Origin of the sequence: Pseudomonas sp. BIGb0176 (assembly GCF_024810175.1) — a bacterium.
GTDB lineage: Bacteria > Pseudomonadota > Gammaproteobacteria > Pseudomonadales > Pseudomonadaceae > Aquipseudomonas > Aquipseudomonas protegens.
On record NZ_JANUEC010000004.1, the window covers coordinates 213101 to 238865 of the forward strand.

Here is a 25765-nt window from a genome sequence, read left to right on the forward strand (position 1 = left end):
AAAAGCCGGATACCGCACATCCGGGCAGAAGCCGGGAATCCTCGCATGCCTGCGGCCCTGCTTGCACGGGCTACCGGCGCATTTGGCAGTGCCAGCAGCCAATTCGGCAACATGGGCATGTTCGAGGTACTTTTCCCCAAGTGCCTGCAACGTCGGGTCGAGGCTGTGGTCAATGGCTGCGGTCAGGCGACGATGGCGAAAACTGTGTCCCTCGCCGACGCCGGTACATCAAACCCTTAGCCTGAAAGCATTCAGGTCGCTTTTTCTGTAATCATCCAAAGGAGTCCGGATGCTTGAACTTGTCGCTGCCTTTATCTGCCTGACGACGCTGCTCACCTACGTCAACTTCCGCTTTATCGGCTTGCCACCGACCATCGGCGTGATGGTCACCGCCCTGCTGTTCTCGCTGCTGCTGCAAGGCCTGAGCTACCTGGGCTACCCCGGCCTGGAAGAACATGTGGAAGAATTGATTGGCAAGATCGACTTCGGCGATCTGCTGATGAACTGGATGCTGTCGTTCCTGCTGTTCGCCGGCGCCCTGCACGTCAACCTCAACGACCTGCGCAGCTACCGCTGGCCCATCGGCCTGCTGGCCACGGTCGGCGTGCTGATCGCCACCTTCGTCATCGGCAGCCTGGCCTACTGGATCTTCGGCCTGTTCGGCTGGCACGTGAGCTTTCTCTACTGCCTGCTGTTCGGCGCGCTGATTTCCCCCACCGACCCGATTGCCGTGCTGGGTGTGCTGCGTACCGCCAACGCTTCCAAGCCGCTGAAGACCACCATCGTCGGCGAATCGCTGTTCAACGACGGCACCGCGGTAGTGGTGTTCACCGTGCTGCTGGGCATCGCTCAACTGGGGGAAACCCCGACCGTGGCTGCCACGGCCTGGCTGTTCGTGCATGAGGCCATTGGCGGCGTACTGTTCGGCGGGCTGATCGGCTACCTGGTGTATCTGATGATCAAGAGCATCGAGCAGCACCAGATCGAAGTGATGCTGACCCTGGCCCTAGTCATCGGTGGTTCGGCGATGGCCAGCGAGCTGCATGTCTCGGCGCCGATTGCCATGGTGGTGGCCGGCCTGATCATCGGCAACCTGGGACGCAACCTGGCGATGAACGACATGACCCGGCGCTACCTGGACGGTTTCTGGGAGTTGCTCGACGACATGCTCAATGCCCTGCTGTTCGCCCTGATCGGCCTGGAGCTGTTGCTGCTGCCGTTCAACTGGCTGCACCTGGCGGCTGCCAGCCTGCTGGCCGTGGCCATCGTGCTCTCTCGCGTGCTCACCGTGGCCCCGGCAATCCTCCTGTTGCGGCGCTGGCGCAGCGTGCCCCGGGGCACTATCCGCGTGCTGACCTGGGGCGGCTTGCGCGGTGGCGTCTCGGTGGCGCTGGCGCTGGCCCTGCCCCTGGGGCCTGAGCGTGACCTGGTGCTGAGCATCACCTACATCGTGGTGTTGTCGTCGATCCTGCTACAGGGTCTGACCATCGGCAAACTGGTGCGCCATGTCACCCAGGATGCCCCTGCGGCCAAGGCCGAGGCCCACTGATCATTTCTTGATCTGCCGCGGATCGGGCGCCGGTGCCCGGTCCGCGTTCCTGTTCGGCTTGCCACTTTCACTACGCACCTGGGCATGGCTGATCAGGGCGAAGATGAAACTGCCTCCAATGATATTCCCGGCCAGGGTCGGCCCGGCGAACACCATCCAGAAATCCCGCCACGGCAACTCGCCGGCAAATACCAGGTAGGACACTTCCGCCGAGCCCACCACGATGTGAGTGAAATCCCCCAGCGCCATCAGGTAGGTGATCAGGATGATGATCCACAGCTTGGCGCTCTCCATGGACGGGATCATCCAGACCATGGTGGCAATCATCCAGCCGGAGATGATGCCCTTGGCGAACATCTGCGCTCTGTCGTTCTCCATGACCTTGCGGCCGATTTCCAGAAAGGCCTGATCGGTCTTGCCGTCGAAAATCGGCAAGTGCAGCATCACATAGGCCACCAGCAGGGTGCCGCACAGGTTGCCCACCAGCACCACGCCCCACAAGCGCAGCAAGCGCCCGAAGTTGTTCAGGCTCGGCTTGCTCATCACCGGCAGCACGGCAGTCAGGGTGTTTTCCGTGAACAGTTGCTGGCGCGCCAGAATCACCGCCAGAAAACCCGCGCAATAGCCAAAGCTGGCAATGACCTTGAAGGCCTCGCCGTCGGGCAGGCGGGAGTTGAGCAGGCCCATGCCCATCAGCGACAGGCCCATAGTCAGGCCGGCAGCCAGGGCCGACCACCAGAGGGCTGCGACACTGCGCTCCAGTTCCTGGTCGCCCTGGGTGCGGATGATTTCATGCAGGACCGCCGCGCGGGGCGGCTGGTTATGGTCGACCTCATGCTGCTCTTGAGCAGAGAGGCCGGGGGTCTTGCCATCTTTTTGCGCGTCCATAAGGCTCCTGAACCAGGCGGGTCATTTAGCTACGACACGCTGGGCTCGGGGCTGTTCCTTTCTGCGCAAGGCATCAGGCGTCGCAAGCGTCATCCTTGAACTGGTCTTTGACGTATTTGATTTCGGTGCGGCCGTGAGGCGCCGGCAGGCCGTCTTCCCCCAGGTTTACGAAGACCATCTTCTCCACCGTGAGAATGGATTTGCGAGTGATCTTGTTACGCACTTCGCACGTCAGGGTGATCGAGGTGCGACCGAATTCGGTGGCGGTGATACCCAGCTCGATGATGTCGCCCTGGCGCGAGGCGCTGACGAAGTTGATTTCCGAGATGTACTTGGTCACGACTCGCTGGTTGCCCAGCTGGACAATGGCGTAGATCGCCGCTTCTTCGTCGATCCAGCGCAACAGGCTGCCGCCGAACAGCGTGCCGTTGGGGTTGAGGTCTTCGGGTTTAACCCACTTGCGGGTGTGGAAATTCATATGCACTCCTGACCGTCCTGCCAATTGATGCCCGGCATAATGGCAGACCGGGCAGTCATGCTCTATGCAACATCGACTATGGTCGCGATTAACGATCTTCATCCAGGTGACATAAACACTTTTGGAAGTCTGGCTCAGGCGGCTATAATCGCCACCGTTTCAAAACGGTCATCTGCACTTGATACCGTTTTCCCGCCACCTGTCCGAGGGGCGCTGCAGCAGGCATGACCTGTCAGGCTCGGATGGGGCGTTGTTGGTACAGGGCTCCCTGTATGGACACTAAACGCACAACGGCGCCCATTCGCACACTACGAATGGAGGCTCTTGATGAGCGCTGTAAACACGCCTGCAGGTTTTACCGACTACAAAGTCGCCGACATCTCCCTGGCTGCCTGGGGTCGTCGCGAAACCATCATCGCCGAATCGGAAATGCCGGCCCTGATGGGTCTGCGCCGCAAGTACCTGGCTGAACAGCCACTCAAGGGCGCCAAGATCCTCGGCTGCATCCACATGACCATCCAGACCGCCGTGCTGATCGAAACCCTGGTTGCCCTGGGTGCCGAAGTACGCTGGTCGTCCTGCAACATTTTCTCGACTCAAGACCAGGCTGCAGCCTCCATCGCCGCTGCCGGCATTCCTGTGTTCGCCTGGAAAGGCGAGACCGAAGAAGAGTACGAGTGGTGCCTGGAGCAGACCATCCTCAAGGATGGCAAGCCTTGGGACGCCAACATGATCCTCGACGACGGCGGCGACCTGACCCAGCTGCTGCACGACAAGTACCCACAGGTACTGGACCGCGTTCACGGCGTGACCGAAGAAACCACCACCGGCGTGCACCGCCTGCTGGACATGCTGGCCAAGGGCGAGCTGAAGGTTCCTGCGATCAACGTCAACGACTCGGTGACCAAGAGCAAGAACGACAACAAGTACGGCTGCCGTCACAGCCTGAACGACGCCATCAAGCGCGGCACCGACCACCTGCTGTCCGGCAAGCAAGCGCTGGTCATCGGCTACGGTGACGTGGGCAAGGGCTCGGCCCAGTCCCTGCGTCAGGAAGGCATGATCGTCAAGGTTTCGGAAGTGGACCCGATCTGCGCCATGCAAGCCTGCATGGACGGTTTCGAGCTGGTTTCGCCGTTCATCGACGGTATCAACCACGGCACCGAAGCCAGCATCGACAAAGCCCTGCTGGGCAAGATCGACCTGATCGTGACCACCACCGGTAACGTCAATGTTTGCGACGCAAACATGCTCAAGGCCCTGAAAAAGCGTGCCGTGGTCTGCAACATCGGCCACTTCGACAACGAAATCGACACCGCTTTCATGCGCAAGAACTGGGCATGGGAAGAAGTGAAGCCACAGGTGCACAAGATCCACCGCACCGGCCCTGGCGATTTCGATGCACAGAACGACGACTACCTGATCCTGCTGGCCGAAGGCCGCCTGGTGAACCTGGGCAACGCCACCGGTCACCCAAGCCGCATCATGGACGGTTCGTTCGCCAACCAGGTCCTGGCACAGATCTTCCTGTTCGGCCAGAAGTACGCCGACCTGTCGCCGGCCCAGAAAGCCGAGCGCCTGACTGTTGAAGTACTGCCGAAGAAACTCGACGAAGAAGTGGCCCTGGAAATGGTTCGCGGCTTCGGCGGCGTGGTCACTCAACTGACCAAGCAACAGGCTGAATACATCGGCGTAACCGTCGAAGGCCCGTTCAAGCCAGACGCCTACCGCTACTAAGAGCAGCTGCAGGCGGCAAGTCATCAGCGGCAAGCAAAGAGCCAAAAGCTCTGCTTGCTGCAACTGACCTGGTGCTTGCCCTAATCGCTATAGCAGTTTCAAGCAGCAGGCTGCAGGCACAAGAAACCAGCGCACCTCCGCTTTTTCTTGGCGCTTGCCGCCTGTTACTTGCAACTGGAGGTCCCCTCCATGTCCAAAGATCGTCGCTACAGCTTCGAGTTCTTCCCCACCAAGACCGATGCTGGGCATGAAAAACTGCTCGCCACTGCCCGTCAGCTGGCCGGCTACAACCCCGATTTCTTTTCCTGCACCTACGGTGCCGGCGGCTCGACCCGTGATCGCACGGTCAACACCGTGCTGCAACTGGAGAGCGAAGTTAAAGTCCCTGCGGCGCCGCACCTGTCCTGCGTCGGCGACAGCAAGGACGACCTGCGCGGCCTGCTGCAGCAGTACCAGGCAGCCGGCATCAAGCGCATTGTCGCCCTGCGTGGCGACCTGCCTTCGGGCATGGGCATGGCCAGCGGTGAACTGCGCTACGCCAATGACCTGGTGAGCTTCATCCGCGAGGAAACCGGCAGCCACTTCCATATCGAAGTCGCCGCCTACCCAGAAATGCACCCGCAAGCGCGCAACTTCGAGGAAGACCTGGTCAACTTCGTGCGCAAGGCCAATGCCGGTGCCGACAGCGCGATCACCCAGTACTTCTTCAACGCCGACAGCTACTTCTACTTCGTCGAGCGCGTGCAGAAGATGGGCGTGAACATCCCGATCGTGCCGGGCATCATGCCCATCACCAACTACAGCAAGCTGGCGCGCTTCTCCGACGCCTGCGGCGCAGAGATTCCGCGCTGGATCCGCAAGCAGCTGGAAGCCTATGGCGATGACAGCGCCAGCATCCAGGCCTTCGGTGAACAGGTAATCAGTGACATGTGCGAACGCCTGCTCCAGGGCGGCGCACCCGGACTGCACTTCTATACCTTGAACCAGGCCGACCCGAGCCTGGCGATCTGGAGCAACCTCCAGCTGCCACGCTGACAGGCTGCAACCCAAGCTCCGGGCCCTGGTGAAAACCGGGGCCTTTTTGTTTGCAGCAGCCTTGAGCTAGAGCGTCCGGAACTGCCTCTAGCAATTGCATGATCTCTCGTCGTAATCTCCAGCAATGTCCGTCATAGCCCGGTTGCTGACCACCTTTCTCTGCACTTGCCTGAGCCTTGCCGCCCATGGCGAGAAGCTGCGCATTGTCACCGAACCCTGGGCGCCCTATGTCTATGAGGAAAATGGCACGGCCAAGGGCCTGGACTACGAAACCACCGCCATTGTCTTCCAGCGCCTGGGCATAGAGGTGCAGTGGCAGTTCCTGCCCTGGAAACGCTGCCTGGCGATGCTGGAAACCGGCCAGGCCGATGGCGCCCTGGACATCTTCCACAGCGACCAGCGCGACGGCACCCTGCTCTACCCCAACGAGCCGCTCTCGGACGTGGAGTTCGTGATGTTCTATGCCAACCAGCGCCCACACCCGTTCAAGCGCCTGAACGAACTCAAGGGCCTGACCATCGGCACTTCCCCCGGCTATCTGTACAGCGACGATTTCAGCAACTCGACCCTGTTCAACCGCGAACCGGCCCCCACCCACGAAGCCAATTTCGGCAAGCTGCTGCTGGGGCGGATCGACCTGCTGATTACCGACAAACGGGTCGGCCAGCACCTGCTGGACAGCCTGGGGCTGCGTGACCAGGTCAGCCAGAACCCCACTGTCATCAGCCGCCAGAGCCAATACCTGGCCGTGCGCCGCAATGCCGGCATGGACCTGCTGGTACAGCGCTTCGGCGCCGAACTGAAGCGCTTCAAGCGCGAACCGGCCTACGCCCAACTGAGCGCCAAGTACGGTGCTGAACCTGCTCTGCCGCCGGTCAGGTCTTCATCAACCCGCGAGTCAGAAAAAACCGTTGAGCAGCAGGAAAGCAGCGCACACTGATTGCTCTGTTATACTCCGGCCTCCCGCCAGGCTCACGCCCGGACGCTGGACCCTGTTCAAGGCCTCTCCACCCCGCTACGGCGCAGCCAACCGGCCCGCGCGAGCCGCCGGTGAATGACCCTTCAGGCCAGCAGGACCGGACGGGATTGCGTCCTCTTAAACGCCATTCACGCCCGGCAAGATTATCCCTTTGGGCCAAGCCCTCACTAAAACAGGATTACTCATGTCCTTTGCTTCCCTCGGTCTCTCCGAGGCTTTAGTCGGCGCCATCGAAGCCGCCGGCTACACCCAGCCTACTCCGGTGCAACAGCGGGCCATTCCCGCCGTGTTGCAAGGTCGCGATCTGATGGTCGCGGCACAGACAGGTACTGGTAAAACCGGCGGTTTCGCCCTTCCGATCCTGGAACGGTTGTTTCCCAACGGTCATCCGGACAAATCCCAGCGTCATGGCCCGCGCCAACCCCGCGTACTGGTCCTGACCCCCACTCGCGAGCTGGCCGCGCAAGTGCATGACAGCTTCAAGCTGTACGCCCGCGACCTGAAGTTCGTCAGCGCCTGCATCTTCGGCGGCGTCGGCATGAACCCGCAGGTTCAGGCCATGGCCCGTGGCGTCGATGTGCTGGTGGCGTGCCCCGGCCGTCTGCTGGACCTGGCTGGCCAGGGCAGCGTCGACCTGTCCCACGTGGAAATCCTGGTTCTCGACGAAGCCGACCGCATGCTCGACATGGGCTTCGTCCATGACGTCAAGAAAGTCCTCGCCCGCCTGCCCGCCAAGCGCCAGAACCTGCTGTTCTCCGCGACCTTCTCCAAGGACATCACGGACCTGGCCGGCAAGCTGCTGCACAACCCCGAGCGCATCGAAGTGACCCCGCCGAACACCACGGTGGAGCGTATCGAGCAGCGGGTCTTCCGCCTGCCGGCCAGCCACAAGCGTGCCCTGCTGGCGCACCTGATCACCGCCGGCGCCTGGGAACAGGTCCTGGTGTTCACCCGGACCAAGCACGGCGCCAACCGCCTGGCCGAGTACCTGGACAAGCACGGCCTGAGCGCTGTGGCGATCCACGGCAACAAGAGCCAGAACGCCCGTACCAAAGCGCTGGCCGACTTCAAGGCCGGCGAAGTGCGGATCCTGGTCGCCACCGATATCGCCGCCCGCGGCCTGGATATCGACCAACTGCCTCACGTGGTCAACTTCGAACTGCCTAACGTCGACGAAGACTACGTGCACCGTATTGGCCGTACCGGCCGTGCCGGTCGCTCCGGCGAAGCCATCTCCCTGGTGGCTCCGGACGAAGAGAAACTGCTGAAAAGCATCGAGCGCATGACCAAGCAGAAGATCGCCGACGGTGACCTGATGGGCTTCGATGCCAGCGCAGTGGAAGCCGAGAAGCCGGAAGTGCGCGAGCGTCCGGATGTGCGCAACCCGCGCAATCCCCGTGGCCCACGCGGCGATGGCCCGAACGGCGGTGGCGGTGGTGGCGGTCGCAAGGACAAGGGCAAGGACAAGGGCGGCAAGGAAAAACCCGCCCGTGGCGAACGCCCGGCCCGCGAGCAGAAGCCTCGTGAAGGCACCCCGGCCCGCGAACAGCGTCAACCGACGCCCCGTGCCGATCGCGCACCGGACGAGTTCCTCGACGACGACGTGGACAACTTCGGTAACCGCGCTGACTACGTCAGCCCGTACCAGAACAAGAACAACCAGGGCCGCGGCCGCCGTCCAGGGGCTCCGGCCCAGGGTGCGGGCGCTGGCAATCCGCCACGCGGCGGTGCCGGTGGTGGCCAGGGTCGTTCCGGCAACCCGCGCAACAGCAACGGCAGCACCACCGGCACCGCGCCGGCCAAGCGCAGTGGCGGCCCGCGCAACGGCGCCCCTCGTGACAGCCAGGGCCGTCGCGACGAGCCGCGCAATCGCCGCCCGAACCGTGACGATCAGCCACGCCAGGAACCGGCCGTGCAGAGTCCTCGGGGCAACCAGCCGAAGATCATGCACAAGGAATCCAAGGCCGATCGTTTCCCGACGCCTGAGCAGCTGGATCAGTTGCCAAGCCGTCCACGGGGCGAAAAGCCGGCGCTGCTGACCCGCAACCGCTGAGCCTCGCGCTGAAATGAAAAACGCCCCTGGCCGCAAGGCCCGGGGCGTTTTTCATGGTGGCTGGTCGAGGGCGTTTCTGTAGCCGCTGCCGCAGGCTGCGAACGACGGGGAACCCGGCGCCAGGACCTGACCGGTTTACCGCATTTCATGACGGGCAATAAAAAACGCCCCCGGTTTGTGGTCGGGGGCGTTTTTTTGCTTTCGCAGGTTGCGATCAGTCCTGTAAGGGCTGTGCGGGGGAGATCGCGAAGGCCCTGCGGGCCTTGTCGCAGCCTGCGGCAGCGGCTACAGACGAAGCATTACTTCGCTTTCACGCCTTCGAAGCTGATGTACAGGTCGACATTGTTGGAGGCCGGGCCCAGGTCCATCATCTTGCCGAAATCCTGGCGATTGATGCTGGTGGTACCTTCGAAGCCGGCACGGTAGCCGCCCCATGGGTCCTTGCCTTCACCCAGGAAGGTGGCCTTGACCACGACCGGCTTGGTCACGCCATGCAGGGTCAGGTCGCCGGCCACGTCAGCGGTCAGCTTGCCGTCGGCGTTCTTGCCGGTGGGCTTGACGCTGGTGGAGACGAACTTGGCGTCGGCAAACTTGCCAGCGTCCAGGAAGTCCTTGCTGGTGATGTGCTTGTCACGTTCGGCGTGGTTGGTGAACACGCTGGCGGTGCGCACGTTGACTTCGATCTTGGCGTCTTCCGGCTTGGCCGCGTCAAAGCTGAACTTGCCGTCCAGGTCCTTGAAGGTACCGGTGATGAAGCTGTAGCCCAGGTGGCTGATCTTGAAGTCGACGAAGGCGTGCTGGCCTTCCTTGTCGATCACGTAGTCCGCTGCCATCACTTGACCGGCCGCCAATACAGCAGATCCGATTGCCAGAGCGGCGAGAGTCTTTTTCAACATGCTTTCTATTCCTTTTGAGTCAAGGTTGAACATCAGGCTTTGCGACCCAGCATACGGGTAAGGGTCGCATCACGATCGATAAAGTGGTGCTTCAGCGCAGCCAGGCCATGGATACCGGCAAAGATCACCAGTGCCCAGGCCAGGTACAGATGCACCACACCTGCTACATCTGCCTGGTCCGGTAGTCCGGAGATCAGGGCAGGAACTTCAAACAAGCCGAACACCGGGATACCCACGCCGTCGGCGGTGGAGATCAGGTAACCGGCAATCATGACCGCGAACAGGCCGAGGTAGAGGAACGCGTGCCCCAGCTTGGCCCCCAGGCGGGTCAGCGGCCCATGGTTGGCCGGGGCCAGCGGCGGTGGGCTGACCCACCGCCACAACACCCGCAGCAGCATGATTGCAAACAGTGTCAGGCCGATACTCTTGTGCAGGTCCGGCGCGTCTTTGCGCCAGGTGCTGTAGTAGTCGAGGCCGACCATCCACAGGCCCAGGGCGAACAGACCAAACACCGCCAGGGCCACGCCCCAGTGCAGAACAATGCTGACCCAACCATAGCGAGAAGAAGAATTACGTAACTGCATCAGTTGCATCCTGTAAGAAACGCAGATCAAGACTAGCGATTTACCTATCGAATTAAAGCGGAATTTTTTGCTTTGAAATATCGAGAAATACGATCAGTAGTCTGGACCGAGCGCGTTAAGAAAAGATTAAGCCTCACGCCAAGCCAGCCTCCTTGCTCCCTCGTGCCGTGCCCTGGGTCTTGCAGGCGGCGTCTTTGCACCTGACGCATCACGCCGTGGCGCGTCTTGCACAATAGGTTGTCCCGCGGCCATGCATTGCATAGGCTTGCCCGATTGTTCGCCCGCGCCGTTGGCGGGCCGCTTCCAGGAGACTGTACATGGGCCTGAATAACCAGTGGATGCAACGCGATCTTGCGGTGCTGTGGCATCCCTGCACCCAGATGAAAGACCACGAACAGCTGCCGTTGATCCCCATCAAGCGAGGCGAAGGCGTCTGGCTGGAAGACTTCGAAGGCAAACGCTACCTGGATGCGGTCAGCTCCTGGTGGGTCAATGTGTTCGGCCACGCCAACCCGCGCATCAACCAGCGCATCAAGGACCAGGTGGACCAGCTGGAACACGTGATCCTCGCCGGCTTCAGCCACCAGCCGGTGATCGAGTTGTCCGAGCGCCTGGTCAAGATCACCCCCGAAGGCCTGACCCGCTGCTTCTACGCCGACAACGGTTCGTCATGCATCGAAGTGGCGATGAAGATGAGCTTTCACTACTGGATCAACCGCGGCCAACCGAACAAGAAGCGCTTCGTCACCCTGAGCAACAGCTACCACGGCGAAACCATCGCCGCCATGTCAGTGGGCGATGTGCCGCTGTTCACCGAGACCTACAAGGCCCTGCTGCTGGACACCCTCAAGGTGCCGAGCCCGGACTGCTACCTGCGGCCCGAAGGCATGAGCTGGGAAGAACACTCGCGGAACATGTTCGCCGCCATGGAGCAGACCCTGGCCGAGCACCACGAAACAGTGGCCGCGGTCATAGTCGAGCCGCTGATCCAGGGCGCCGGCGGCATGCGCATGTATCACCCGGTGTACCTCAAGCTGCTGCGCGAAGCCTGCGACCGCTATGGCGTGCACCTGATCCATGACGAGATCGCCGTGGGTTTCGGCCGCACCGGCACGATGTTCGCCTGCGAGCAGGCCGGCATCCGCCCGGATTTCCTGTGCCTGTCCAAGGCCCTGACCGGCGGCTACCTGCCCCTGGCCGCGTGCATGACCACCGACGATGTCTACAGCGCCTTCTACGACGACTACCCGACCCTGCGCGCCTTCCTCCACTCCCACAGCTACACCGGTAACCCGCTGGCCTGTGCCGCGGCCCTGGCGACCCTGGATATCTTCGAGCAGGACAAGGTGGTGGAGAACAACCACGCGCTTGCCCGGCGCATGGCCAGCGCCACCGCGCACCTGGTGGACCACCCCCACGTTGCCGAAGTACGCCAGACCGGCATGGTCCTGGCCATCGAGATGGTCCAGGACAAGGCCAGCAAGACCGCCTACCCCTGGCAGGAACGCCGCGGCCTGAAAGTCTTCCAGCACGCCCTGGAACGCGGCGCCCTGTTGCGTCCCCTGGGCAGCGTGGTGTATTTCCTGCCGCCGTACGTGATCACCCCGGAACAGATCGACTTCCTCGCCGAAGTCGCCAGTGAAGGCATCGATATCGCCACCCGCGACCAGGTCAGCGTGGCGGTGCCCAAGGACTTCCACCCCGGCTTTCGCGATCCGGGCTAGAGCAGGTCGTTAGTTGTGGCCAGGGAGCTTGCTCCCTCGCCACAGAACGCTTTCCACCGATTCACATTCAGCAGAGAACCCAGATGAGATTGTCCCGCTTCTTTATCGACGCCCCCCTGAGCCTAGGCGAACACGAGTTGCCGGAAGCCCAGGCACACTACATCGGGCGCGTACTGCGCATGGCCGAAGGTGCTGCCCTGCAGGTGTTCGATGGCTCGGGCACCGAGTTTCGCGGGGCTCTGGTGGAAGTGGGCAAGAAGCGGGTTCGGGTCCAGCTGAATGAAAGCTTCGCCGGCCAGGCAGAATCACCGCTGCGGATTCACCTGGGCCAGGGCCTGTCCCGGGGCGAGCGCATGGACTGGGCGATCCAGAAGGCCACGGAGCTTGGGGTCAGCGAAATCACCCCGATCTTCAGCGAGCGCTGCGAAGTGCGGCTCAAGGACGAGCGCGCCGACAAGCGCCTGCTGCACTGGCGCCAGGTGGCCATCAGCGCCTGCGAACAGTGCGGCCGCTCACAGGTCCCGGTGATCCACCCACCCGTGCTGCTGGCGGACTGGATCAAGCAGGCCCGGGCCGACCTGAAGCTGGTGCTGCACCCCGTGGCCCAGCCCCTGGAAAGCCACGCCAAGCCTGCCAGCCTGGCGTTCCTCATTGGCCCTGAAGGCGGCCTGACAGACGCCGAAGTGGAGCTGTCCCACAGCGCCGGTTTCCTCCCCGCACGCTTGGGGCCGCGGGTGCTGCGTACCGAAACCGCCCCCGTGGTGGCCCTGGCCGTGGCCCAGCAACTGTGGGGCGACTTCTAACCCCTCCTGGTGGTGGCTATTGCACCGGATCGCTGGTGGGCTGGGCGATGATCGCTTTGAGTTCACTGGTCATGGGGAATTCCAGGTTCAGGCCCTTGGGCGGAATCGGCTGCTGGAACCAGCGCTGGTAAATGCCGTTGATCTCCCCGGAGCGGTACAGGTCCGCCAGGGCACCATTGACCAGGGCCAGGAACTGCGGGTCATCCTTGCGCACCATGCAGCTGTAGATCTCCCGCGACTGTTCTTCCCCCACCACCACCCAGTTGTGCGGATCCCGGGCCTTGGCCCGCTCGCCGTACAGCAACGCATCGTCCATGTAGAACGCCGCCGCACGCCCCGACTGGAGCATCTGGAAGGCCTCGCCGTGGTCCTTGGCGCTGATCACGAACATGTCGATCTTGTGCTCGACGTTGTAGCTCTTGAGAAAGCGCTCGTTGGTGGTCCCCGCCGTGGTCACCACGTTCTTGCCCCGCAGGTCGGCGAAGCTCTTGATCCCGCTGTCCTTGGCGGTCAGCAACTGGCCTTTGACGTAGATGAAACCGTAGGAAAACGCCACCTGCTTCTGCCGCTCGGCCGTCACCCCGGTGGAACCGCACTCCAGGTCCACGGTGCCGTTCTGCACCAGGGGAATGCGGGTCTGCGAGGTCACCAGGTTGTATTTCACCTTCAGGTTGGGCAGGTGCAACTGCTGCTGGATGCGCTCCACCACCTTGCTCGCCAGCTCCACGGAATAACCCATGGGCTTGCCGCTGTTATCCCCCACGTAGGAAAAGGGCACCGAGGCATCGCGATAACCCAAGGTAATACTGGCGCTGTTGGCGATCTTCGCCAGGGTGCCCTGCAGAGGCGCTTCATTGGCCTGGGACATGGCGCTGAACAGCAGCCCCAAGGTGCAGCCGAGCAACGTGATCTTATGCATTGTTATTCTCCGTTGTGGGTAAGGGCAGTTAGCGGCGGGCCGCGATGATGCTGATTTCTACAAGGATCTGCGGGCGCGCCAGGGCCGCCTGCAAGGTGGTGCGCGCCGGCGCCTGGCCGGGGGACAGCCAGGCCGACCAGACTTCGTTCATCACCGCGAAATCGGCCTGGATGTCCTTGAGGTAGATCGTCGCGCTGAGCAGGTGCTCCTTGTCGCTGCCGGCCTCGGCCAGCAAGGCGTCGATCTTCTCCAGCACCTCGCGGGTCTGGCCGCCGATATCGCTGCTGGCCCCCGGCACCTGCCCGGAAAGAAACACCAGTCCGGCAAAGCTCACCGCGCCACTCAGGCGCTCGTTGCTGTGGATACGCTGGATACTCATCTGAAGACTCCTTTTAACGTTCAGGCAACGCGGGGCGTCAGGCCCTGCATGTCGATACTGGTGCAACGCTGGCCGATCAGTTCGCCCAGCAACTGGCCGCTGCCACAGGCCAGGGTGAACCCTAGCGCGCCGTGGCCAAGGTTGAGCCACAGGTTGCGGTAGGCGGTGGCCCCGATCAGCGGCACGCCGCTGGGGGTAGCCGGACGCATGCCGGCCCATTCCACGGCTGCCTGATAGTCACCGGCCTCGGCGAAGGTCTGGGCCGCCTGACGGCGCATCAGGGCCAGGCGGCCGGGGTCTGGCGCCGGGTCGAAGCCGACGATGTCGACCATGGCCGCCACCCGCAGTTGCTGGCCGATACGCGCATAGACGATCTTGCGGTTGTAGTCGGTGATGCTGATGCCCGGCGCCCGGTGCTGCGGGCCGATGGGCACGCTGAGGCTGTAGCCCTTGAGCGGATACAGCGGCAGCTGGAGCCCGGGCAGGCGCAGTTCGGCGCTGCGGTGCCCGGCAGCCAGCACCAGTTGGTCCACCGGCAACACGCGCTCCCCCAGGTCGATGGCCTGGACCTTATCTCCCCCATGGCGAATGCCCCGCACCCGCTGGCCCAGTAGGATTTCGCAGCGCCCGGAAGCGCGCAGCCGCGTGGCCAGTTGCTGGCAGAAGGCGTGGCAGTCGGCCACTTCTTCATCCGGGGTATAGATACCGCCGACGAAGGGCGTATCCCCCAGGGCCGGTTCCAGGGCCGTGCATTCGGCGGCGCAAAGCACCTGTTGCTGGCCGCTGTCCGCCAGGTTGTGCCGGGCGTGCTCGAAGCTTTTTTGCTCGCGGAAAGTCACCAGCTTGCCGTTGCGCCGCCAGTCGAAGCCCTGTAGGCCATCCTCTTCGCGCCAGCTTTGCAGGGTGCTCTGGCTGAGCAGCGCCAGGCGCAGCAGGTGCGCGCCATTGCGCCGGTTCACCGAGTGCCGGCAAGCACCGAGGAACCCCGCCAGCCAGCGCCACTGCGCCGGGTCCAGGCGTGGCCGCAGCTTGAGCGGAGAGTCGCCCTTGAGCATCCAGCCCAGGGCCTGCCAGGGCACCCCGGCATCAGCCAGAGGCGCCACATAGCGATAGGACAGCTGCCCGCCGTTGGCGAAACTGGTCTGGCTGCCCAGGGACTCCTGCGCCTCCACCAGGGTCACCTCGAAGCCCTGGCGGACCAGGGCGTAGGCACTGGCCAAGCCGATGACGCCCCCTCCAATGATGCAAACCCGCTGACTCATGACTGCCCCTGGCCTGTTGGTCGATGGCCCAAGGTTAGGGGCAGGTGACAGGCGCCGGACAATGAATAAAGATGGACCTCCCATAAACAAAGGTTATGGACTGCCCCATGCGCCTTCGTCATATCGAGATTTTCCAGGCCATCCGCCAGACCGGCTCCATCAGCGGCGCGGCGCAGTTGCTGCATGTCTCCCAGCCGGCGGTGACCAAGGTTTTGCAGCACGCCGAACTGCAGTTGGGTTTCCCGTTGTTCCTGCGGGTGCGGGGCAAGTTGCAGCCAACCCCGGAAGCCCTGGAGCTGGAGCGCGAAGTGGACAAGGTCAGCGAGAGCCTGCAAGGGGTACGGCGCCTGGCCCAGAACCTGCGCCGGGCGCCGGGCCACAGCCTGCGCATCGGCGCCACACCGGCCCTGGCCCTGGCCTTGCTGCCGCCCGCCATCAGTGAATGGACCCGCCTTTACCCGGACAGCCTGTGCGAACTGTCCAGCGCCCATAGCCGCGAGCTGGTACAGAACCTGCTGATGCGCGAAATTGACCTGGCGCTGACCCTGCAACCCCCGGATCACCCGGGCCTGAGCGCCCAACCCCTGGCCCAGGGTGTGCTGGTGGCCCTGGCGCCGCAGGGCTTCTGGCCCGAGCACAGCCGCGGCCAGCCCCTGGCGCTGCAGGAGCTGGCGGACGCGCCACTGATTGGCCTGAGCAGCGCCGACCCGTTGTCGGCCCGGCTCGACAGCTACCTCAAGTCGGTGGAGCCGCCGCCGCGGGTGAGCATTGCCGTGCAGACCTATTCCCTGGCCCGGGCCATGGTCGAGTCCGGCGCCGGGCTGGCCTTGATCGACCCCTTTACCGCCCTGGGCGCCTCAACGGCCAACACCGCTATCCGCCCCTTGAGCCCGCCGCTACCAATCACCCTGTACGCCGTGACCCGCGCCGCAGAACCGCCGCCCCACACCCTGGCCAGCCTGCTGGAAATCTTCGCCCGCCAGGCCCAGGCCCAGCTCGACCGCCCCTTGTAGGAGCTGGCTTGCCAGCGAAAGCATCCGCCAGCCCGGTGCTAATCCAGAGGGCCTCTTCGCCGGCAAGCCGGCTCCTGCACCAATCCACAACACCCCGCCCCGCAGGAGCTGGCTTGCCAGCGAAAGCGTCCGCCAGCCCGGTGCTAATCCAGAGGGCCTCTTCGCCGGCAAGCCGGCTCCTACACCAATCCACAACACCCCGCCCCGTAGGAGCTGGCTTGCCAGCGAAGGCGTCCGCCAGCACGGTGCTAATCCAGAGGACCCGCTGCGCCGGCCAGCCGGCCGCTACAGGACGTAGAACAGGATCGCGACGAAATGCAGCAGGCTGCCGGCGATCACGAACAGGTGCCAGATGCCGTGGGCATGACGCAGGCGGCTGTCGAGGGCAAAGAAGATGATGCCCACGGTGTACAGCACCCCGCCCGTGGCCAGCCAGGCGAAGCCGGCTGGCCCCAGGGCCGCCAGCAGCGGCTTGACCGCCACCAGGACGATCCAGCCCATCACCGCGTAGATCACGATGGAGAGAATCCGCGCCTCGGAGCGCGGCTTGATCTCCTGGAGGATGCCGATCAGCGCCAGCCCCCAGACGATGCCGAACAGGGTCCAGCCCCAGGGCCCGCGCAGGGTCACCAGGCAGAACGGCGTGTAACTGCCGGCAATCAGCAGGTAGATCGAAAAATGATCAACCTTCTGCATGATGTTCTTCGCCCGTCCGCGCACGCTGTGGTAGACCGTGGACACGCTGTAGAGCACCAGCAAGGTGAAGGAATAGATCGCCACGCTGACGATCTTCCACGGGCTGCCATCCAGGCTGGCCAGCACCACCAGCCAGATGCCGCCGATAAACGCCGCGATTGCCCCCAGCAGGTGGGTCCAGGCGTTGAATCTTTCTCCGTGATACATCAGTCGCTCACCCTTGAAACATTGAAAAAACACGCAAGGCTCAGGCCTGCAGCTTGAAAGCGCAATATGTCTATTGGGGCGCGGCCGAGAAAAAACCAGCGGCCACGTCCTGACCGATCGGGCATCATCAGCCCCTCCTCAGCAGAGTCCGGACCATGCTCATCGACGAAGAGTTGACCCTGAAAAAGCTCGAAGTGTTTCTGGCCTTCATGCGCACCGGCAACCTGGCCCGCGCCGCCGCCGAGTTGCAGACCAGCAATGTCAGCGTGCACCGGGCCATTCACTCCCTGGAAAATGCCCTGCGCTGCCCGCTGTTCAAGCATGAAGGGCGCAACCTGACGCCCCTGGAAAGCGCCTTCGTCCTGGAGGAACGGGCACAGAAGCTGGTGCAGGACGTGGTCGAGAGCGTGCGCCTGACCCGCGAAGCGGCGGGCTTTTCAGCAGAACGCTTCAAGCTCGGCGCACTTTACTCGCTGACGGTGAAAACCGTGCCGCAGCTGATCATGGGCCTCAAGCTGCGCCGCAGCGAACTGAACATCGACCTGATCCTGGGCTCCAACATCGACCTGCTGTACAAGCTCAAGAACATGGAAGTGGACGCCATCCTGATTTCCCTGGACGACAGCGCCCATGACCCGGACTGCGAGCAACTGCCGTTGTTTTCCGATGACATTTTTCTCGCCACCCCCGCCGATTCGCCCTTTGCCCAGCAGAGCGAAGTGGACCTGGCCGACGTGCGCGACGCCACCTTCATCACCCTGACCCAGGGCTTTGCCACCCATCAGGACGGGGTGCGAGTGTTCAAGCAGGCGGGGTTCGAACCCAAGGTGGCGATGCAGGTCAACGACATCTTCACCCTGCTGAGCATGGTCAGCTCCGGGGTGGGTTATGCGTTGCTGCCGGGGAGGATCGCGGCGGTGTATGAGAACCGCGTGAAACTGATACCGCTGCAGGCGCGCTACCGCCTGCAGCAGCATATCGGCGTGGTGTTTCTCAAGGCCAAGGAACGCGACCCGAACCTGCTGGCGCTGCTGGCCGAATGCCGGATGTACGCCAACCGCCAAAACCCCTAGAAGCCGGCCGGCGCCTACGCGCCCAGCAGGCCGCGCATCAACAGGAACAGCAACGACGGCCCGAGCAGGCAACCCAGGGCGGTGTAGAACGCCGCCGTCAGGCAACCGTAGGGCACCAGCTTCGGATCGGTGGCCGCCAGGCCCCCGGCGACGCCGCTGGAGGTGCCCATCAAGCCGCCGAAGATCACCGCGCTGCGCGGGTTGTTGAGGCCGATCAACGGCGCCACGAACGGCGTCATCACCATCACCAGGATCGCCTTGATCAACCCCGCGGCAATCGACAGCGCCATGACTTCGGAGCTGGCGCCAATCGCCGCACCGGTCACCGGGCCGACGATGTAGGTCACCGCCCCGGCACCGATGGTGGTCAGGCTCACCGCATCGGTGTAGCCAAAGGCCATGGCCACGCCGACCCCGGCGACAAAGGACGAGCCAACCCCGACGAACAGCGCCAGCACGCCCACGAACCCGGCGCGCTTGAGCTCCTCGACACTGACCCCGAAGGCCGTGGCGACAATCGCGAAGTCCCGCAGCATGGCCCCGCCCAGCAGGCCGATGCCCGACAGCAGCGGAATATCTACTACGCCCTTCTGCCCGCCGGTGAAGGCGCCGCCCACGTAAGACAGCACCAGCCCCAAAAGAATGGCGATGGCCGAGCCGTGCAGGCGGCCCTTGGTAAAGGTGTTGGAGATCCAGTAGGACACCCACATGGTGATCCCGATCACCGCGAAGCCGCTGATCAGCCCGTAGCCGGTAATGACCTTCATCATCGATTCGTACATGGCCCTTACCCCACTGTTTTCTGAGCAACGGCCGCATCCGGCGCCTTGTTGCCGATGCGTACCAGCACCGGTACCAGGGCGAAGGCGATCACTACCGCCAGGGTACCGGCGAGAATCGCCATCGGCCCGCCCTTGAGCGCGCCATAGACGTTCTGCTGGGCGGCCATGGCCACCACGATGGGGATGTACACCGCGCCCCAGAACTCCACACCCTGCTCGGACTTGCCGGCGAACAACCCGCGCTTGTGCAGGTAGCTGCCCAGGCCGATCAACAGCAGCATGGCAATACCGACGCCGCCGACATTGGCCGGTACGCCGATCAATTTGCCCAGCAGCTCACCGATGAAAATACCCACCAGGGTACAAAAGGCCAGGAAGGCCACACCGTAGATAATCATTGTCGTAGTCCTCAAAGTGCATCGTCGAAGTTGTTGTTCTTGTGCTTCGTCAGCCTGAGTCGGTGCTCTATCGGTCGCGGCGTCCCTCCTCACTCAACAGGGCTTGCAGGGTGTCCAGGCGCGCGCCGTCGAAGGCGATCACCGTCCCTTGGGCAAACACCCGGCGGGCCAGCCCGGTCAGTACCGCGCCGGGAGGCAATTCGACCTGCAGGCGCACCCCGCGCTCGTAGGCGCTTTGCACCGTGCCGCGCCAGTCGACGACGCGGCACATGTTGAAGGCCAGGTCGTCACGCAACGCTTCCACGGAGCGCATGAGGCGCGCCCGGCTGCCACTGAGGTAGCCCAGCTTCGGCAGTTGCAGGGGTACCTCGGCAAAGGCGGCAGCCAGGGCTTGGGCCGGTTGTTCCAGCAGTGGGCAATGGGACGGCACACTGACCGCCAGGCGCTTGGCCACGCCGACCCCGCAACCCCGGGCCAACTCGGCCACGGCATGCATCGCGGCATCGCTGCCGGCGATCACCACCTGGTTGTCGGCGTTGATATTGGCCAGGTACACCGGCCTCTGCGGGCTGTGGACCTGGGCCAGCAGCCCTTCCACCGCCGCCAGTTCCAGGCCGATCAATGCGGTCATGCCATAGCCCTGTGGATAAGCCTGCTGCATCAACTCACCCCGCAGGCTCACCAGGCGCAAGGCGTCGGCAAACTCCAGGGCCCCGGCCACCACCGCCGCCGGATAGGCGCCGATGGACAGGCCCGCCACGTAGTTCACCCGAGTATCGGGCTGCAACAGAGTGCGCGCCGCCGCCACGCCGGCGATCAGCAGGCACAGCTGCACCGCCCGGGTGCTGGCCAGGGCTTGGGGTGAATCCAGCGTCAGTACGTCCTGCCCCAACACATCGCTGGCCTCTTGCAGGCAGGCCCGCGCTTGCGGGCTTTGCGGCAGACGCTGGAGCATCCCCGGCTGCTGCGCGCCCTGGCCCGGAAACACCAGCAGGCTGCTCATGCCGCCTGCTCCTGAGGGTTCCAGGGGTCGCTGACCAGGCGCGCGCCACTGGCGCTCTTGAGCAGAACCCGGGCAGCCGGCCCGGCCCATTCGCGCAGGGCCAGGGCGCCGCCGGGCACCTGCAATTGCATATCCACCGGGCAACCGGCGCCGTCCAGCAGCGCCAGCAATTCACGGGCCCGGGCCCGTGGCAGAGGCTCCGGGGTACGCAGGATCAGGTCCAGGTCGCTGTGCTGATGCAAGGCCGCCACGCCGCTCGCCAGCTCGAAACCGGCACTGCCACTCACGCCCCAGATCCACTCCTGGGCATCCAGTTCATCGCGCAAGTGCTGCAACGCCTGCAACGCCGGCCATGGGCCCTGGGGCGGTACATGACACAGCTGCTCGGGGCGCACCCCGCGCTGCACGGCTTGCAGATCCAGCAGCGCCGGATAGCGCTGTTCCCGGGAAACACCGCGCAAACCCACCGCAACCTGCCCCGGTGCAGTCAGGGCCCGGCGCACCACCACCGGCTGCCCGGCCTCCAGCACCGCATGGGCCCAGGCCGGCGCATCGCCCGGCAACTGCGCCGGGGTCATGCCCCACAGCAGGTCGTGGGGCAGCCAGGGGCCGCACCCGCTCACCACTGCTCCCGCAGCAACTGCCGGACTCGGCTCGACGCCGCCCGGTTCACCGCGCCCAGACGGCTGCCGAGGTCGACGCCCTTGGCCCGCACATCGGCAATCGCCGCCAACAGGCATTGATTGACCCGGGCCAGATCCTCCGCCGTCGGCTGCTCAATCTGCCGCACCGACAGGGTTTCCCACAGCAGGCCCAGGCCCGCGTAGCTGTCGATGTCATAGGCCATGGGCGGCACGCTGGCGGCCAGGGCTTCCAGCTCCTCGACGCTGCGCAGGGTCACCCGCGCCGCCGAGGCCTTGCCCATGGCGTGCACCATCACCCCCGGGTCACGCAGGGCGATCAAGCGGTTGGCCTGATACCCATGGGCCAGAAAGGCCCCGGACATGGCCTTGCCCACCAGCAGGGCGATCACCGGGTGCCCGGCCAGGCGGGCCCGGGCATAGCTGTCGGCGGCGCCCGCCAGGGCCTGATGAATGCCCAGCGCCTCTTCGCGCCGGCCATAGGCCTGGCTCGGCACATCGACAATGGCGATCAGCGCCCGCTTGTGCTCCTGGTCCTGATCGGCGCGGATCACCTCATCCACTGCCTTGGCCAGCCCCCAGCCTTCCAGCAGGCCGACCTCGCCCTGACGGGCGCGGGGAAAACGGTTGTCGGGGTCAGGCACTACCGCAATGAAGCGCGCCGGCTGCCCGTCCAACTGGCCGTCGGCAACCTTCAAGGAAGGTGGCAGGCCGCTCACGGGGGTTGCATCGCCACTCAAGGCGTCGAACCAGTTCAGGCCCCGCAGGGAACTAGCAGTCATGGGCGGTCTCCTTGATACAGGTCGCGAACCGTCGCCGCATCGATTTGCGGCGTCGTGTTCAGGCGGGACAGACGTTGCAGGTACAGCTCGGCCTCGCGGCTGCGTTGCCGCGACGGCAAGCCCAGGGCCAGCAGCTCACGGACCTGGGCCTGGATCAGTGCCACATCGTCAGCCACGTAGCGGTCCACCAGGCCACTGGCGAAACGCTGCTCGCCGCCGGTCAGGCTCCAGATGAAAGGCCGGTCCCGGGAGTCGTATTCCTCAAGGCCCGCTTCCTGCTCGATCACCTGCGGGCCGTTGAGCCCCAGGCGCGCTTCCTGGGTGACCAGCAGATAACTGCACAAACCGGCGGCAATCGACATGCCGCCAAAGCAGCCGACGCTGCCGGCCACCACGCCGACCACCGGCTGGTACTGGCACAGGTCGACAATCGCCGCATGAATGTCGGCAATCGCCGCCAGCCCCAGGTTGGCTTCCTGCAGGCGCACGCCGCCGGTTTCCAGCAGCAACACGGCGCGGGTCGGGATGCCGTTGCGGTTGTCCTCGGCGGCCAGCTCCAGGGCGCCGGCAATCTTCGCCCCGCCCACTTCACCGAGGCTGCCGCCCTGGAAAGCGCCTTCGATGGCAGCAATCACCACCGGCGAACCCGCGATGCTGCCCTTGGCGATCACCACCCCGTCATCAGCCTGGGGCACTACGCCCTGGCGCTCCAGCCAGGGCGACATGACCCGCTGGAACGGGTCCAGCAACTCACGAAAGCTGCCGGCATCCAGGAGTGCCCGGGCCCGCTGCCGAGCACCCAGCTCGACGAAGCTGTGCTTGTTCAACAAGCGTGCGCTGTCAGTCATGGCCGATCTCCTCGAAGCCCTGCTCCAGGCGCAGGCGCACCACCCCGGGGGTGGCGCCGAAATCATGGATGTCGATCAACAGCGCCGGCGGCGTCTGGCCGTCGAACATGCGCTCGAACAGGTGCTGCCAGCGCGATGCGCTGCCGTTTACCGAGGTCTGTACCTGGATGCTCAATTTGCCGGGCTGCCCCGGCTCCAGCAGCACTTCCAGGTCGCCGGAGCCGACACAGCCCACCAGGGCGCGGCCACGGCCGGGCTGGCCGGCGGGGAATTCAAAGGACAAGGTTTCCATCAGTTCGCTCCCTGGTTAACAGCATCGCCGGATTCGATCCGGTCCAGCAGCAGGCTGGCCGCCAGCAAGTCGGCAGCGCCGCCGGGCGAGGCATTCAAGGTCAGTAGTTGCAGATCCAGTTCATGCAGGCGACGACGCCCGGCCAGGGTGGCGCTGCCACCAGCATCGAGCACCGCCCGGGCCCCCTGCTGCATGGCCTGCAGGCCAAGCTCACCGGCGCGATAGAGCACGCAGGTGTCCGCCAGCCGGCTCATGATCGCCAGCAAGGCATCGAGCCGGGCATTCTGTTCGCCATGGCCCTGGGCGCGGCTGCGCTTGAGCTGCGGCAGCCCCAGTTGCAGCACCGCGGGAAAGCCTTGCTGGGCTTCTTCGCGGGCACCGCGCACGCCGAAGCGCAGCGCCACCTGGGCGCCATGGCTCAAGGGGCGTGGTGCATAACGGTCTTCGAGCAAGGCCAGGCGCGCGGCCCGCAGCGCGACACTGCCGGCACTCGTGGCTTGAGGTTCCAGCGCGGCGGCGGCCACCAGCAGCCCCAGGGCCCAGATCGCCCCGCGATGGGTATTCACCCCACCAGTGGTGGCGAGCATGGCCTGCTCGCCTTCTCGGCCAATGCGCCCCAGGGCTTCACGCAGGGGCAGGCCCACTTCCCCCAGCAGCAGGGCAGCGTCGGCCATTTCCTTGAAGGCCGGCCACAGCGACAGCGCCGAGGCATGCATCAGGCCCAGGTGCAGGTCGGTGTGGGCGCCATTGCCACGGCGGTCCACCAGGGCCGGCTTGGGCGACAGGTCGGCCTCGTCGATCAGCGCGTCCACCGCCAGGTCCGCCAGGCGCTCGGCCAGGCTCGGGGTGGGTGATTGCAGGTTGAATGCGTGCATTACCAGCTCCTGAACTTGGCGGGCGGGTTGTACAGGCCACCGGACCACTCCACCAGGTCGGCCACGCTTTTCGCCGCCAGCAGCTCGCGGCTGGCGTCGGTGCGGCGGATGCCCAGGTCTTCCGGCAGGGCAATCAGGCCTTCACGGCGCATGCGCGCGGTGTCCTTGGGGTTGTGGCGCAAGCCGATGGCGGTAACCCCGGCCACGGCGGCGATCATCGCCTGGCGCTCTTCCAGGGAACGGGCCTTGTACAGGTAGGCGATGCCTTCCTCGGTCAGCAGGTGGGTGACGTCGTCGCCGTAGATCATGATCGGCGCCAGGGGCATGCCGCTCTTGCGCGCTACGTCCACCGCGTCGAGGGTTTCGACGAAGGTCGGTTTGCCGCCTTCCTGGAAGGTTTCCACCATCTGCACCACCAGCTTCTTGCCGCGTTCGAGCATGGCCTGGGGTGCATCGCTCTGATCCTGGCGCATATCGAGCCAGGCCGGGGTGCCGTGGCGGCGCCCGCGGGGGTCGTGCCCCATGTTCGGCGCCCCGCCGAAACCGGCCAGGCGGCCACGGGTCACGGTGGAGGAATGGCCGTCGCCATCCACCTGCAAGGTGGCGCCGATAAACAGGTCCACCGCGTACTGCCCGGCCAACTGGCAGAACATCCGGTTGGAACGCAGGGAACCGTCGCGACCGGTGAAGAACACGTCCGGACGCGCGGCGATGTAGTTTTCCATGCCCAGTTCGGTGCCGAAGCAATGCACGCTGTCCACCCAGCCACTTTCAATGGCCGGAATCAGGGTTGGGTGAGGATTGAGGGTCCAGTTGCGGCAGATCTTGCCCTTGAGCCCCAGGGATTGGCCGTAGGTGGGCAGGATCAGCTCGATGGCCGCGGTGTTGAAACCGATGCCATGGTTCAGCGACTGCACGTTGTGTTTTTCGTAGATGCCGCGAATCGCCATCATCGCCATCAGCACGTGCACCGGCTTGATATGGCGCGGGTCGCGGGTGAACAGCGGCTCGATATAGAACGGCTTGTCGGCCACCACCACGAAATCCACCCAGGACGCGGGAATGTCGACCCGGGGCAGCTCGCTGACATCGTCCACCAACTGGTTGACCTGGACGATGACAATGCCGTCGCTGAAGGCCGCCGGCTCGATCAGCGCGGGCGTGTCCTCGGTACTGGGGCCGGTGTAGATGTTGCCGGCGCGGTCGGCCATGAACCCGGCAGAGAGCACCACATTGGGGATCAGGTCCACCACCAGCCGCGCATAGAGTTCGATGTAGGTATGGATGGCGCCGATTTCCAGCAACCCGTCTTCCAGCAACTGGCTGATGCGCAGGCTCTGGGTGCCGGCAAAGGAAAAGTCCAGCTTGCGGGCGATGCCGCGCTCGAACAGGTCCAGGTGCTCGGAGCGGCCGACGCTGGGCATGATCATGTGCAGGTCATGCAGCCTGACTGGGTCGGCCTTGGCCAGGGAGCGGGAGAGAAAGTCCGCCTGTTTCTGGTTGTTGCCTTCCAGCACCACCCGGTCGCCGGGCAGGATCAGCGCTTCCAGGGCCGCGACGATCTTGTCGGCCGGCAACACCACGCCATCGGCGATGGCCCGCACCTGCTCGAGGCGCCGCTGCTTTTCGCTGCGCCGCCGCGACCAGCGCGCGTCGGGGGAAATTATTGTTGTCATGCTCACTCCACGGGTTCGCTGTCGTGGCAGTCACCTTAGGAGTGAAAACAAGGAGCATCAATCAAGCACGGCGTTGGATCGTTACGCTCAGCGTAATGATTTGCGGAGCAATGGCACTCTCATGTTCTCTCGGTACACAATGCCCGCCGTACCGGCCCATGAGCGGCCTGGGCAGACCAAGATGAGAGTCAGC

At 64.3% G+C, this 25765-nt stretch carries 26 protein-coding genes and 1 riboswitch; of the genes, 9 read left to right on the forward strand and 17 right to left on the reverse strand.

What is annotated here, in order from left to right:
* Nucleotides 1-289: 289 nt before the first annotated feature.
* A complete protein-coding gene (locus M2395_RS24005) occupies nucleotides 290-1549 on the forward strand; it encodes a sodium:proton antiporter (RefSeq protein ID WP_011063969.1) in 1260 nt (419 codons plus the stop codon).
* Here the strand turns inward: M2395_RS24005 and M2395_RS24010 are convergent, their stop codons facing one another.
* A complete protein-coding gene (locus tag M2395_RS24010) occupies nucleotides 1550-2437 on the reverse strand; it encodes a formate/nitrite transporter family protein (RefSeq protein ID WP_011063970.1) in 888 nt (295 codons plus the stop codon).
* A 73-nt stretch (nucleotides 2438-2510) separates the two neighbouring features.
* Complete coding sequence (locus M2395_RS24015) at nucleotides 2511-2915, reverse strand: acyl-CoA thioesterase (RefSeq protein WP_041120217.1); 405 nt, start codon at nucleotides 2913-2915, stop codon at nucleotides 2511-2513.
* 199 nt (nucleotides 2916-3114) lie between these two features.
* Nucleotides 3115-3221, forward strand: a riboswitch (S-adenosyl-L-homocysteine riboswitch).
* Nucleotides 3222-3242: 21 nt separating this feature from the next.
* Here M2395_RS24015 and ahcY point away from each other — a divergent pair.
* The 4 genes from ahcY to M2395_RS24035 all read left to right on the forward strand — a co-directional run bounded on the left by ahcY (nucleotide 3243) and on the right by M2395_RS24035 (nucleotide 8719).
* Complete coding sequence (gene ahcY, locus M2395_RS24020) at nucleotides 3243-4652, forward strand: adenosylhomocysteinase (protein ID WP_011063972.1); 1410 nt, start codon at nucleotides 3243-3245, stop codon at nucleotides 4650-4652.
* A gap of 189 nt (nucleotides 4653-4841) precedes the next feature.
* Nucleotides 4842-5687 carry a methylenetetrahydrofolate reductase [NAD(P)H] gene (gene metF, locus M2395_RS24025; RefSeq protein WP_123431072.1) on the forward strand — a complete coding sequence of 282 codons (846 nt, stop codon included), beginning with the start codon at nucleotides 4842-4844 and terminating at the stop codon, nucleotides 5685-5687.
* Between the two features lie 124 nt (nucleotides 5688-5811).
* Nucleotides 5812-6627, forward strand: coding sequence for an ABC transporter substrate-binding protein (locus M2395_RS24030; protein WP_011063974.1), 816 nt, complete (start codon nucleotides 5812-5814; stop codon nucleotides 6625-6627).
* 223 nt (nucleotides 6628-6850) lie between these two features.
* Nucleotides 6851-8719 (forward strand): DEAD/DEAH box helicase, encoded by a 1869-nt coding sequence (locus M2395_RS24035; RefSeq protein WP_041120219.1) that lies wholly within the window; start codon nucleotides 6851-6853, stop codon nucleotides 8717-8719.
* Nucleotides 8720-9018: 299 nt separating this feature from the next.
* Here M2395_RS24035 and M2395_RS24040 read toward each other — a convergent pair whose 3' ends face one another.
* The gene (locus M2395_RS24040) at nucleotides 9019-9615 is read right to left on the reverse strand and encodes a YceI family protein (protein ID WP_011063976.1); all 597 of its coding nucleotides are present in this window, start codon (nucleotides 9613-9615) and stop codon (nucleotides 9019-9021) included.
* 32 nt (nucleotides 9616-9647) lie between these two features.
* The gene (locus M2395_RS24045; RefSeq protein ID WP_123431073.1) at nucleotides 9648-10199 is read right to left on the reverse strand and encodes a cytochrome b; all 552 of its coding nucleotides are present in this window, start codon (nucleotides 10197-10199) and stop codon (nucleotides 9648-9650) included.
* Nucleotides 10200-10516: 317 nt separating this feature from the next.
* On the opposite strand from M2395_RS24045, the gene M2395_RS24050 reads away from it, so the two are divergent.
* Together M2395_RS24050 and M2395_RS24055 are read left to right on the forward strand one after the other, a co-directional pair.
* On the forward strand, nucleotides 10517-11923 hold the full coding sequence (locus M2395_RS24050; RefSeq protein WP_065365096.1) for an adenosylmethionine--8-amino-7-oxononanoate transaminase: 1407 nt from the start codon (nucleotides 10517-10519) through the stop codon (nucleotides 11921-11923).
* An 83-nt stretch (nucleotides 11924-12006) separates the two neighbouring features.
* A complete protein-coding gene (locus tag M2395_RS24055; protein ID WP_019095274.1) occupies nucleotides 12007-12726 on the forward strand; it encodes a 16S rRNA (uracil(1498)-N(3))-methyltransferase in 720 nt (239 codons plus the stop codon).
* A gap of 16 nt (nucleotides 12727-12742) precedes the next feature.
* Here the strand turns inward: M2395_RS24055 and M2395_RS24060 are convergent, their stop codons facing one another.
* The 3 genes from M2395_RS24060 to M2395_RS24070 are packed head-to-tail and all read right to left on the reverse strand — an operon-like array spanning nucleotide 12743 to nucleotide 15286.
* A complete protein-coding gene (locus M2395_RS24060; RefSeq protein WP_011063980.1) occupies nucleotides 12743-13645 on the reverse strand; it encodes a transporter substrate-binding domain-containing protein in 903 nt (300 codons plus the stop codon).
* Between the two features lie 28 nt (nucleotides 13646-13673).
* Entirely contained in the window at nucleotides 13674-14024 is a 351-nt protein-coding gene (locus M2395_RS24065) for a RidA family protein (protein ID WP_011063981.1), read from the reverse strand.
* A gap of 20 nt (nucleotides 14025-14044) precedes the next feature.
* Entirely contained in the window at nucleotides 14045-15286 is a 1242-nt protein-coding gene (locus M2395_RS24070) for a D-amino acid dehydrogenase (protein ID WP_123431074.1), read from the reverse strand.
* Between the two features lie 107 nt (nucleotides 15287-15393).
* Here M2395_RS24070 and M2395_RS24075 point away from each other — a divergent pair, with 107 nt between their 5' ends.
* Entirely contained in the window at nucleotides 15394-16299 is a 906-nt protein-coding gene (locus tag M2395_RS24075) for a LysR family transcriptional regulator (RefSeq protein WP_123431075.1), read from the forward strand.
* 285 nt (nucleotides 16300-16584) lie between these two features.
* Here the strand turns inward: M2395_RS24075 and M2395_RS24080 are convergent, their stop codons facing one another.
* Nucleotides 16585-17202, reverse strand: coding sequence for a hemolysin III family protein (locus M2395_RS24080; protein ID WP_011063984.1), 618 nt, complete (start codon nucleotides 17200-17202; stop codon nucleotides 16585-16587).
* Nucleotides 17203-17357: 155 nt separating this feature from the next.
* Here M2395_RS24080 and M2395_RS24085 point away from each other — a divergent pair, with 155 nt between their 5' ends.
* Nucleotides 17358-18275: a LysR substrate-binding domain-containing protein gene (locus M2395_RS24085; protein WP_123431076.1), complete on the forward strand. Its 918-nt coding sequence runs from the start codon at nucleotides 17358-17360 to the stop codon at nucleotides 18273-18275.
* A 14-nt stretch (nucleotides 18276-18289) separates the two neighbouring features.
* Here M2395_RS24085 and madM read toward each other — a convergent pair whose 3' ends face one another.
* From madM to mdcA, 9 genes are all read right to left on the reverse strand, one after another.
* Nucleotides 18290-19057: a malonate transporter subunit MadM gene (gene madM / locus M2395_RS24090; protein ID WP_016968745.1), complete on the reverse strand. Its 768-nt coding sequence runs from the start codon at nucleotides 19055-19057 to the stop codon at nucleotides 18290-18292.
* Nucleotides 19058-19062: 5 nt separating this feature from the next.
* Nucleotides 19063-19455, reverse strand: a complete 393-nt coding sequence (gene madL / locus M2395_RS24095) for a malonate transporter subunit MadL (protein ID WP_060841513.1) — start codon at nucleotides 19453-19455, stop codon at nucleotides 19063-19065.
* A 67-nt stretch (nucleotides 19456-19522) separates the two neighbouring features.
* Complete coding sequence (gene mdcH / locus M2395_RS24100) at nucleotides 19523-20458, reverse strand: malonate decarboxylase subunit epsilon (RefSeq protein WP_123431077.1); 936 nt, start codon at nucleotides 20456-20458, stop codon at nucleotides 19523-19525.
* A complete protein-coding gene (locus M2395_RS24105) occupies nucleotides 20455-21081 on the reverse strand; it encodes a malonate decarboxylase holo-ACP synthase (RefSeq protein ID WP_041752659.1) in 627 nt (208 codons plus the stop codon). The genes mdcH and M2395_RS24105 overlap by 4 nt, the downstream gene beginning before the upstream one ends.
* Complete coding sequence (mdcE, locus tag M2395_RS24110) at nucleotides 21078-21881, reverse strand: biotin-independent malonate decarboxylase subunit gamma (RefSeq protein ID WP_015637354.1); 804 nt, start codon at nucleotides 21879-21881, stop codon at nucleotides 21078-21080. The genes M2395_RS24105 and mdcE overlap by 4 nt, the downstream gene beginning before the upstream one ends.
* Nucleotides 21878-22729 carry a biotin-independent malonate decarboxylase subunit beta gene (locus tag M2395_RS24115; RefSeq protein WP_123431078.1) on the reverse strand — a complete coding sequence of 284 codons (852 nt, stop codon included), beginning with the start codon at nucleotides 22727-22729 and terminating at the stop codon, nucleotides 21878-21880. Before M2395_RS24115 ends, mdcE begins: the two co-directional genes overlap by 4 nt.
* Entirely contained in the window at nucleotides 22722-23021 is a 300-nt protein-coding gene (locus M2395_RS24120; protein ID WP_015637356.1) for a malonate decarboxylase subunit delta, read from the reverse strand. Before M2395_RS24120 ends, M2395_RS24115 begins: the two co-directional genes overlap by 8 nt.
* Nucleotides 23021-23896, reverse strand: coding sequence for a triphosphoribosyl-dephospho-CoA synthase (locus M2395_RS24125; protein ID WP_123431079.1), 876 nt, complete (start codon nucleotides 23894-23896; stop codon nucleotides 23021-23023). The genes M2395_RS24120 and M2395_RS24125 overlap by 1 nt, the downstream gene beginning before the upstream one ends.
* Nucleotides 23896-25572: a malonate decarboxylase subunit alpha gene (gene mdcA / locus M2395_RS24130; protein ID WP_123431080.1), complete on the reverse strand. Its 1677-nt coding sequence runs from the start codon at nucleotides 25570-25572 to the stop codon at nucleotides 23896-23898. The genes M2395_RS24125 and mdcA overlap by 1 nt, the downstream gene beginning before the upstream one ends.
* Nucleotides 25573-25765: the final 193 nt, after the last annotated feature.